Here is a 7147-nt window from a genome sequence, read left to right on the forward strand (position 1 = left end):
CGGTGGCACGGCCGGGGCATTCCACGGCAGGCTCCTGTTCGAGTAGATTTTGCCTCCGCCCCTGCACGGGCAAGTCGGCGGATTGCAACCTCTGGTTCCAGCTACAAGCCGCTTCCTTCCCGGCGCGAAATTCAAGTAAGCTCTCCGGCGTGGGACCGGAGCGACCGTGCAGGGCGCACAACGCAATTCGCTGAGATTGCTGCAGTGGATGATGGCTGCGTCCCTGGCGCTGCCGATTGCGCTGTTCGCAATCGCCTCCTCGATCTCCTACAGCTCGACAAAAGATATCGCCGACCGCGAGATCGAGCGCACCCTCGATGTCGCGCATGAGCATGCGCTCAAGGTGTTCGAGACCATCGACCGCAGCCTCGCCGAGATCAACGAGGTGGTGCGCGGCATGCCCGACGATGTCATCCGCTCGCGCGAACCGGCCCTGCACCGCCGCCTGAAGCAGCTGACCGATTCGCTGCCGCAGCTGAAATCGGCATGGATCTTCGATGCGGACGGAAAGTCGCTGGTCAACAGCCTGGCCTCGCCGCCGCCGGCGCAGAGCTTTGCGGACCGTGACTACTTTGCGGCCCATGTCGATCAGACCATCGGCAGCTACATCGGTGTTCCCCTGACGCCGCGCCAGCCTTATCAGGGTGCGCGCTTCTTCGGGGTCAGCCGTCGCCGCAGCTCCGATGACGGCAGCTTCATCGGCGTGATCCAGGCCTCCGTCCTGCCGGAATATTTCGAGAACTTTTACGCCAGGATCGGCTCCGATCCCGGCAGCTTCCTCGCGATGGGACGCACCGACGGCGTGGTGCTGGCGCATCTTCCGCGGCTCGATCGCGACATCAGGCTCGATCCTAACGGGCCGGTCGGCCAGAGCATCGCAGCTCAGCCCGAGCATGGCCTCATCACCATCGCCTGGCCATCGGACGAGGTCGAGCGCCGCATCGGCTACCGACGCATCGCCGAATACCCGATCTATGTCAGCGCGGGCTTGGAGACCTCGGCGATCCGCGCGCGCTGGTTCGCCACCATGGGCCAGCATCTGGTGTTCGGCATTCCCGCCACCGCGCTGCTGTTTCTGCTGCTGGCGTTCGCGTTCCGGCGCACCCAGCATCTTCAGGCCGAGGCCGCCGCGCGGCGCGAAGCCGAGGAGGCGCTCAAGCACAGCCAGCGCCTGGAGGCGCTCGGGCAGCTCACCGGCGGCGTCGCGCACGACTTCAACAATCTCCTGACCGTGATTCGTGCCTCGGTCGACCTGCTGAACCGGCCGCAACTGAGCGAGGAGCGGCGCCAGCGCTACATCACCGCCATCGCGGACGCGGTCGGGCGCGCGGCCAAGCTGACCTCGCAGCTGCTCGCCTTCGCGCGGCGCCAGACCTTGAAGCCGGAAGTGTTCGACGTCGGCGCGCGGCTGCAGTCGCTGCACGACATGCTCGCGACGCTGCTCGGGCCCGCGATCGATATCGCGATGCGGCTGCCGGCCGAGCCCTGCCTCGTCAATGCCGATGCGAGCCAGTTCGAGACGGCGTTGATCAACATGGCGACCAATGCGCGCGATGCCATGCACGGCAAGGGCAGGATCGTTTTCGAGGTCGAGGCCGCGGCGACCATTGCGAACACGCGGGCTCCCGTCTCGGGCAACCCCGACCCTTCAGGCCATCATGACCTTTCCGGCAAATACGGCTTCGTCGGCATTGCCGTCAGCGACACCGGCATCGGCATTCCGGCTGCGCGGCTCGAGCGCATCTTCGAGCCGTTCTTCACCACCAAGCAGGTCGGCCAGGGCACCGGCCTCGGCCTGTCGCAGGTGTTCGGCTTCGCGCGGCAGTCCGGCGGCGAGGTGACGGTCACCAGCAAGGTAGGCCACGGCAGCACCTTCTCGCTCTATCTGCCGCGCGTGGCACCGCATTTGCTGCCGCAACGGCAGGCACCGAACACGGCCCCGGCCATAGCCGGTAGCGGCATGTCAGTGCTGCTGGTCGAGGACAACATCGAGCTCGCCAATTTCGCAGCGGACGGCCTCACCGAGCTCGGCTACAGCATCACACTGGTCGACAATGCAACCGACGCCCTCGCCGAGCTGGTCATGGATTCCGATCGCTTCGATGTCGTTTTCTCGGACATCGTGATGCCTGATATGACTGGGCTCGATCTCGCGCAGGCGGTCCGCGACCGCGGCATCGGCGTGCCGGTCGTGCTGACCACCGGCTACAGCGAGGCGCTGTCCCAGGACGGCAAGATCGATTTCGAGATCGTGCAGAAGCCCTATGCGATCGATCAGCTGTCGCGCGTGCTGCACCGGGTCGCACGGCTCCGCCGGGTGCGCGACGGCGCAGCCGAATGATCCGGCACTGGGAACCCGCGGGAACCTTTTGATTTTTCTTGCGTTATCCGGTCATGCAAAAGCCGGCCGCAAAGCGCGAAAAGAGCAAGAAGCCGCCCATCGTCGAAATCGTCGGCGAGGCCGGCGAGGAAGTGGCTCCGCCGCCGCCTGAGCTGGTCGAGCCCGATCCGGAGCTAACGCCCGAAGAGGCCGAGCAGGCCCGCAAGGACTATCTCCTTACCCGCTTCTGGATCAGCGCGCGCGGCTTCTGGGGCCGCAACGGCGACCGGCTGGCGTGGCTTTATTCCATTGGCCTCGGCGTGCTGATCGTCCTGACGGTCGGCTTTCAATACGGAATCAATGTCTGGAATCGGGCGATTTTCGACGCGATCGAGAAGCGCGAGGCGTCCACCGTCTTCCATCTCACCGCGGTGTTCTTCCCGCTCGCGATCGGCAGCATCGTGCTCGGCGTGGCGCAGGTGTTCGCGCGCATGGGCATCCAGCGGCGCTGGCGGGCGTGGCTGACGGCAAGCGTGCTGACGCGCTGGCTCGGCAACGGCCGCTATTACCAGCTCAATCTCGTCAGCGGGGACCACAAGAATCCGGAATACCGGATCGCGGAGGATCTGCGCGTCGCGACCGATTCGCCGGTGGATTTTCTCGCCGGCGTGACGTCCGCGCTGCTGTCGGCCGCGACCTTCATCGTCGTGCTCTGGACCATCGGCGGGGCACTCACCGTCACGCTTGCGGGATCGTCGGTGACCATTCCCGGCTTCCTGGTGATCGCCGCGATGCTTTATGCGGGAATCGCATCGGGCTCGATCCTGGTGATCGGCCGCCAATTCGTGCAGGTCTCCGAGGACAAGAACCAGGCCGAGGCCGATTTCCGCTACACGCTGACGCGCGTGCGCGAGAACGGCGAGAGCATCGCACTGCTCGGCGGCGAGGAGGAGGAGCGCGACGGCATCGACCGTAATTTTACTAATGTACTGCGGCAATGGGCGCGGCTGGCGGGTCAGCACATGCGCACCACGCTGGTGTCGCAGGGATCGAGCCTCGTTGCGCCGGTCGTGCCGCTGCTGCTCTGCGCGCCAAAATTCCTCGACGGCAGCATGACGCTGGGGCAGGTGATGCAGGCGGCTTCCGCCTTCACCATCGTGCAGAGCGCGTTCGGCTGGCTGGTCGACAATTATCCGCGGCTCGCCGACTGGAATGCCTGCGCGCGCCGCATCGCCTCGCTGATGATGTCGCTCGACGGCCTTGAGCGCGCCGAGCAGGGTGACGGCCTCGGCCGCATCAAGCGCGGCGAGACCAGCAACAACGCCATGCTGGAGCTGACGGACCTCTCCGTCACGCTTGACGACGGCACGGCCGTGGTCGGCGAGACCGAGGTGGTGGTTGAGCCTGGCGAGCGGCTGCTGGTTGCCGGCGAATCCGGCACCGGCAAGAGCACGCTGGTGCGCGCTATCGCCGGGCTCTGGCCATGGGGCGGCGGCAGCGTCAATTTCCGTCCCGACCGGCGGCTGTTCATGCTGCCTCAGCGACCCTACGTGCCCTCCGGCTCCCTGCGCCGTGCGGTCGCCTATCCCGGCGCGGAAGACGACTGGACCGTGGAGGAGATCGGTGAGGCCCTGCACAAGGTCGGTCTCGACCATCTCAAGGAGAAGATCGAGGAAGAAGCACCGTGGGACCAGACCCTGTCCGGTGGCGAGAAGCAGCGCCTCGCCTTCGCGCGGCTCTTGCTGCACAACCCTGATATCGTCGTGCTCGACGAGGCGACCTCGGCGCTCGACGAGAAGAGCCAGGACAAGATGATGAAGATGGTCACCGACGAGCTGCCGAAAGCGACCATCGTCAGCGTCGCGCATCGTGTCGAGCTGGAGGCCTTTCACAGCCGCAAGATCGTGCTGGAGCGCCGCAAGGGCGGCGCAAAACTCGTCAGCGACATCGACCTGATCCCGCGCAAGGGCAAGCGCAAGCTGCTCGGCCGCTTCCTGCGCCAGCGCAAGGCGCCGAAAAAGGCGGCGTAACCTGTAGCCCGGATGGAGCGCAGCGCAATCCGGGAAAGTCTGTCCGCGCGGCAAGACCCCCGGATTACGCTGCGCTCCATCCGGGCTACATTCTTCTCCCGTAGCGTTGGAGTCCCCGGCAAAACCGGCTATGCATGCGCCGCTTGCAATGAGGACTCCCGCTTGACGACCGACAATGCCCCTCCGTCCGCGCCATTCGGCGCGTTTGCGCCGAACGCGGCGCAGGCCGCGATCATTCGCCTCGCGACACAATCGGGGCTGAAGCGCGGCGCGTTCCGGCCATGGATGTCGCGGCTGGTGAACCTGCTGCGCGGCGGTCCCGTCGACGTGCAATACCAGGGTGCATCGTTTCGCTTCTATCACCAGGGCAGCGCGACCGAGCGCGGCGCGCTGTTCAATCCCGACTATAATCTCGACGAGCTCGACTTCCTGCGCCAGCACACTCCGGAGGGCGGCGTGTTCGTCGACGTCGGCGCCAATGTCGGCACCTTTGCGCTGGTGATGGCGCGACAGGTCGGAGCATCAGGGAAAGTAGTTGCCATCGAACCGCATCCGATGACGTTTGGACGGCTCTCGTTCAACCAGGCCGCATCGAAAGCGACGCAGGTGCGCCTGGTGCAGGCAGCTGCCGGCGACAGCGACGGCGAGCTGATGATCGAGAGCGGCGGCGGCAATCTCGGCGCCACGCACGTCGTCACCGGCACAGCCAGCGCGGAGGCGATCAAAGTGCCCTCGCTGCGGTTGACGCGCATTCTCGACGAGGCCGGCGTCACGCGAGTCGATTCGATCAAAATCGACGTCGAGGGCTTCGAGGATCGCGTGCTGATCGGCTTCTTCCGCGACGCGCCGCAATCGCTATGGCCGCGCGCGGTGGTGATCGAGCATTTGTCACACAAGGAATGGCGGGAAGATTGTATCGCTGACATGGTCGCGCGCGGCTTTGTGGTTGCGCGCAAGACGCGGAGCAATACGTTCCTGTCGCGCTGACGACGAACGACGGAGGTTACGATGATCGACCATATGGGCTTCCCGGTCTCCGACTATGAGCGCGCCAAAGCGTTCTACGCCAAGGCATTGGCGCCGCTCGGCTACAGCCTGATCATGGAGGTCACGCAGGAGCAGACCGGACACGATCCGGCCGCCGGCTTCGGCGCCGACGGCAAGCCGGATTTCTGGATCGGCGGCGAGGGCGCGCTGAACAAGCCGGTGCATGTCGCGATCCTGGCAAAGGACCGCGCCACGGTGGACGCGTTCTACAAGGCGGCGATGGCGGCGGGCGGGCGCGACAACGGGCCGCCCGGCATCCGGGCGCATTATCATCCGACCTATTACGGCGCCTTCGTGCTGGATCCTGACGGCCACAACATCGAGGCGGTTTGCCACGCGCCGGAATAGATAAGTTCCATCCTTCGGCCGGAACCTCGTTCCGCGCGAGCCGTTGTCGTCCCTTGCAAGAAGGAGCACGACATGGCCAACGACAATGCCCGCGACGTCGACCGCGTATGGGATCTGATGCAGTCGATCGGATTTGCGATGCTGGTGACGCGCGATGGCGACAAGCTCCGGGCGCGGCCGATGAGCGCCTATCTCGATCGCAACGCGGACACGATCTATTTCCTCACCGACGCGCGGCGTCACAAGGACGAGGAGATCGCGCGCAATCCGTCCATCAACCTGTCGTTCGCGGATGCGGGCAGCCAGAAATACGTGTCGCTGACGGGCACCGCCGTCGTCTCCAACGACCGTGCGAAGATCAAGGAGCTGTTCTCGACGCCCGCCAAAGCGTGGTGGGATTCTGCGGAAGATCCCAACATCCGCGTCCTCAAGGTCACGCCTGACGATGCCGAGTTTTGGGACTCGCCGGGCACCGTGATCTCCTATGTGAAGATGGCGGCCGCGGCAGTGACGAACACGAGGCCCGATCTCGGCGACAACCGCAAGGTCTCCATGTAATGCCGATCGAGCCGCCCGAGATTCCGCCGTCAACGCCGGGCACGCCGACCGAGCCGCCGCCGGGGATTCCGCCGGGCAATCCGCAGCCTGAAATCGCGCCGCCGGTGCGCGAGCCCGGCTCGCCAGCACCGCCCGACGAATTGCCGGGCCGCATGCCTGAAGAGATTCCATCACGCGGACCGAACGGCCCGCTCACGCCGAATCCCGCGACGGACGCAAGTCCGCCGCGGGATCGCGCATGAGGCGACGCATCACATCCGAGGCAATTGCAACCTGCGTCTGAATGCGCAATGAACGTCACCATAGTGAGGTGATTTGCGTGCAGAAATAAATCGGGCCGCGTCCGCTTCGCCCGCCACAATCCGGCCTAACGCGTAGCTGTTCATCCCAACACTTCGTCAAAGAACCTTCCGGGGAAGTTCACCATCATGACCAACCTTCGTTTCGTGCTGCTTGCCACCACGGCTCTGACCGCGATGCAATTCGCAAGCTCCGCATCGCATGCGCAAAGCGCGCCGCCGCTCGTCGTCGCGCAGGCGCAGCCACAAGAGACCGGCCCTGACGGAAAACCGAAGCAGCCGCCGAAGGGACCGCCAGCGGCCGCGCCGCCTGCGGCGCCCGCGCGCCCGGCCGCACCGCCGCCCGCAGCTGCACCGCCCCATCCGCCCGCGGCACCCCCTCCGGCTGCCGCACCGCCGCGTCCAGCGGCACCGCCGCCCCCGGGGGGGGGGGGGGGGGGGACGGGGGGGGGGGGGGGGGGGGGGGGCGGGGGGGCCGGGGGGGGGGGGGGGGGGGGGGGGGGGGGGGGGGGGGGGGGGGGGGGGGGGGGGGGGGGGGGGGGGGG

Annotated in this window: 6 protein-coding genes; all 6 read left to right on the top strand. The window is 66.4% G+C overall.

The annotated features are described in order from the left end of the window. Positions 1 to 166: 166 nt before the first annotated feature. The 6 genes from AC0L3P_RS34195 to AC0L3P_RS34220 all read left to right on the top strand — a co-directional run bounded on the left by AC0L3P_RS34195 (position 167) and on the right by AC0L3P_RS34220 (position 6545). Entirely contained in the window at positions 167 to 2341 is a 2175-nt protein-coding gene (locus AC0L3P_RS34195; RefSeq protein WP_473308661.1) for a hybrid sensor histidine kinase/response regulator, read from the top strand. A gap of 53 nt (positions 2342 to 2394) precedes the next feature. Then, positions 2395 to 4350, top strand: coding sequence for an ABC transporter ATP-binding protein/permease (locus tag AC0L3P_RS34200; RefSeq protein ID WP_473308662.1), 1956 nt, complete (start codon positions 2395 to 2397; stop codon positions 4348 to 4350). Between the two features lie 162 nt (positions 4351 to 4512). Then, the gene (locus AC0L3P_RS34205) at positions 4513 to 5337 is read left to right on the top strand and encodes an FkbM family methyltransferase (RefSeq protein ID WP_473308663.1); all 825 of its coding nucleotides are present in this window, start codon (positions 4513 to 4515) and stop codon (positions 5335 to 5337) included. A gap of 21 nt (positions 5338 to 5358) precedes the next feature. Next, positions 5359 to 5745, top strand: a complete 387-nt coding sequence (locus tag AC0L3P_RS34210; RefSeq protein ID WP_354064770.1) for a VOC family protein — start codon at positions 5359 to 5361, stop codon at positions 5743 to 5745. A 72-nt stretch (positions 5746 to 5817) separates the two neighbouring features. Further along, positions 5818 to 6303, top strand: coding sequence for a pyridoxamine 5'-phosphate oxidase family protein (locus AC0L3P_RS34215; RefSeq protein WP_473308664.1), 486 nt, complete (start codon positions 5818 to 5820; stop codon positions 6301 to 6303). After that, the gene (locus AC0L3P_RS34220; protein WP_007604217.1) at positions 6303 to 6545 is read left to right on the top strand and encodes a hypothetical protein; all 243 of its coding nucleotides are present in this window, start codon (positions 6303 to 6305) and stop codon (positions 6543 to 6545) included. The genes AC0L3P_RS34215 and AC0L3P_RS34220 overlap by 1 nt, the downstream gene beginning before the upstream one ends. Positions 6546 to 7147: the final 602 nt, after the last annotated feature.

Source organism: Bradyrhizobium sp. WSM4874, from assembly GCF_055811835.1.